Below are 2,687 nucleotides of genomic sequence, written 5' to 3' on the forward strand. Positions count from 1 at the left end.
AGGAAAATTGACTCAACGACTGCAAGGGAATTTAACTACGTGATTAAAAAACTGTTGGCTTTTGTTGTGCTGATCGCAGTGATAGGCGCAGCAGCTGTTTTTTATATAATTTCACAGGCTAAACAATACGTTGAAAAGCCTATTCTATTGGAACAACCTCAGCTGTTTACTGTAGAAAGTGGTACAAGCTTTCATCATGTCATGCGCGCCTTAGTTGAAGATGAGGTGATTGAAACATCGGAGTACATCCGTTTAATTCCTCACTTATATCCAGAATTGTTGCAAGTGCGAGCGGGTACTTACCAACTTGAGCCTGGTATGTCACTTTCGCAAACATTGGAGCATCTGAATACTGGAAAAGAATACCAGTTTGCGATCACTTTTGTTGAAGGCAGCCGCTTTTCTGAATGGGTAGATCAACTAAAAAGTGCTCCTTATTTAAAGCATGATTTAACCGATCTTTCAGAAAAAGAAATGGCTGCGAAGCTCGGAATTGAGAGAGAAAAGCTAGAAGGGTTGTTTTTAGCAGAAACCTACCATTACACAGCGGGTGCGAGTGAAAGCCAGTTATTAAAACGAGCGCATCGAAAACTCAATAAAATACTCGACGCTAGCTGGGAAGCTCGTCAAGAAAAGCTGCCATTACAGGATAAATATGAAGCCTTGATTCTCGCGTCTATCATCGAGAAAGAGACGGCTATTGATTCTGAGCGTGAGCGCGTCGCTTCTGTGTTTATCAACCGATTGAACAAACGTATGCGGTTACAAACTGATCCGACAGTTATTTATGGTATGGGTGACGCCTACGATGGCAACATTCGTAAGAAAGATTTGCGTACGCCGACACCATATAACACCTATACCATCAATGGTTTGCCACCAACACCGATTGCGATGGCTGGTGAAGCTTCCATTGAAGCGGCTTTGAATCCAGAAAGCAGCAACTATTTATATTTTGTAGCAAGTGGAAAGGGCGGACATGTATTCTCGAAATCCCTTGCTGAGCACAACCGTGCTGTTCGTGCCTATTTAAGAGAACTAAGAAAGAACAAATGATGAAAGCAAACTTTATTGTCGTTGAAGGCCTAGAAGGCGCGGGTAAAAGCACTGCGATTAAAACCGTTTTAGATACGCTAAAAGCGGCCGGTATTGAGGATATCGTAAATACCCGTGAGCCAGGAGGCACACCGCTAGCAGAAAAAATGCGCGCTCTGGTGAAAGAAGAGCACGAAGGCGAAGAACTTAAGGACATGACGGAGTTGCTTCTTCTGTACGCTGCACGTGTTCAGTTGGTTGAGAACGTGATTAAACCAGCTTTGGAAAACGGTCAGTGGGTGGTTGGTGACCGACACGATATGTCGTCGCAAGCTTATCAAGGTGGTGGCCGTCAGATTGACGCATCGTTAATGAAAAATCTCCGGGATACAACGCTTGGTGATTTTAAACCTGCTCTCACTCTCTATATGGATATTGACCCTCGTGTTGGGCTTGAGCGTGCACGTGGGCGTGGTGAGTTAGATCGTATAGAGAAGATGGATATTAGTTTCTTCGAGCGTACACGTGAGCGTTATTTGGAGATTGCTCATGCCGATCCTTCCATCGTTATCATTAACGCAGAACAGACGATTGAAGGCGTGTCGCGTGATATTCGGGACGCTCTAAACGAGTGGCTAGCTCGTCAATAAGTGAAACGTAAATTTAGGTGACTCATGTTAAATGATTATCCATGGCTACAGCCAATATGGGATAACCTCAAAGTAGGGTTAGAGTCGGACAGAATACCAGGTGCGCTTTTATTACAAAGCGAGCAGGGCTTGGGCATCGAAAAACTTATCGAGTTTTTTAGCCAAGCACTTCTTTGCCAAAATTACGCGAGTGAAGCATGCGGTTTTTGTCATAGCTGCCAGCTAAATCAATCTCAAAACCACCCTGATTTACACTGGATCAAGCCAGAGAAAGAAGGAAAGGCGATAACGGTGGACCAAATTCGCGCTTGTAACCGTCTTGCTCAGGAATCATCTCAGCTTAATGGTTACCGCCTATTTGTAATAGAACCGGCGGACTCTATGAACGAGTCGGCATCGAATGCGCTGTTAAAGACGCTAGAAGAGCCTGGGGCAAAGTGCTTGTTTTTGCTCGTTACCCACAATCAGGAGCGTCTGCTCCCAACGATTCGTAGCCGTTGCCAACACTGGGTTGTTGCGCCTCCGTCAGCGGAACAAGCGATGCAATGGATGCACGAACAAGGGGCGAAGCAAGTTCCTGCTTATGCCTTAAAACTGAATATGGGCTCTCCAATAAAAACATTGGATGCGTTAAATAATGGTGAGCTCGAAGCTTACTTGGCTTTTGAACGCAGTTTTATTAAGGCAATGTCTTCGCCTGTTTCAGACGTTTCTGAGTGTGCTTCTTTAATCGCTAAACACTCAGAGCAATCACTAGACTGGGCATGGTATTTACTGACAGATGCTCAGAAAGCGCAGTTTGGTGTATCAGAAGCTCAAATGCTTCCGGGCGCGACAAAGTTTCAACCGGACAACTATAACGGTTTGTACTCATCAGCGAAGGCGCTGATGAACCTGAAAGCTCAGGTGCAAGCCTTTCCTGGCCTGAACCTTGAGCTACTATCAATGAATTGGTTAATTGAATCACGAGAGGCATTATGTTCGTAGATTCTCATTGTCATT

At 44.8% G+C, this 2,687-nt stretch carries 3 protein-coding genes; all 3 read left to right on the forward strand.

The genetic code is table 11. From position 1 onward, the window contains the following. Window positions 1-39 precede the first annotated feature (39 nt). The 3 genes from mltG to R7P67_RS23030 are packed head-to-tail and all read left to right on the forward strand — an operon-like array spanning window position 40 to window position 2,672. Window positions 40-1,056, forward strand: a complete 1,017-nt coding sequence (gene mltG, locus R7P67_RS23020) for an endolytic transglycosylase MltG (RefSeq protein ID WP_005372950.1) — start codon at window positions 40-42, stop codon at window positions 1,054-1,056. Beyond that, window positions 1,053-1,685: a dTMP kinase gene (gene tmk / locus R7P67_RS23025; RefSeq protein WP_005387350.1), complete on the forward strand. Its 633-nt coding sequence runs from the start codon at window positions 1,053-1,055 to the stop codon at window positions 1,683-1,685. Before mltG ends, tmk begins: the two co-directional genes overlap by 4 nt. Before the next feature lie 24 nt (window positions 1,686-1,709). Next, complete coding sequence (locus R7P67_RS23030; RefSeq protein ID WP_054729226.1) at window positions 1,710-2,672, forward strand: DNA polymerase III subunit delta'; 963 nt, start codon at window positions 1,710-1,712, stop codon at window positions 2,670-2,672. The last annotated feature ends 15 nt before the right edge of the window (window positions 2,673-2,687 follow it).

The organism is Vibrio sp. Vb0937 (assembly GCF_033338855.1).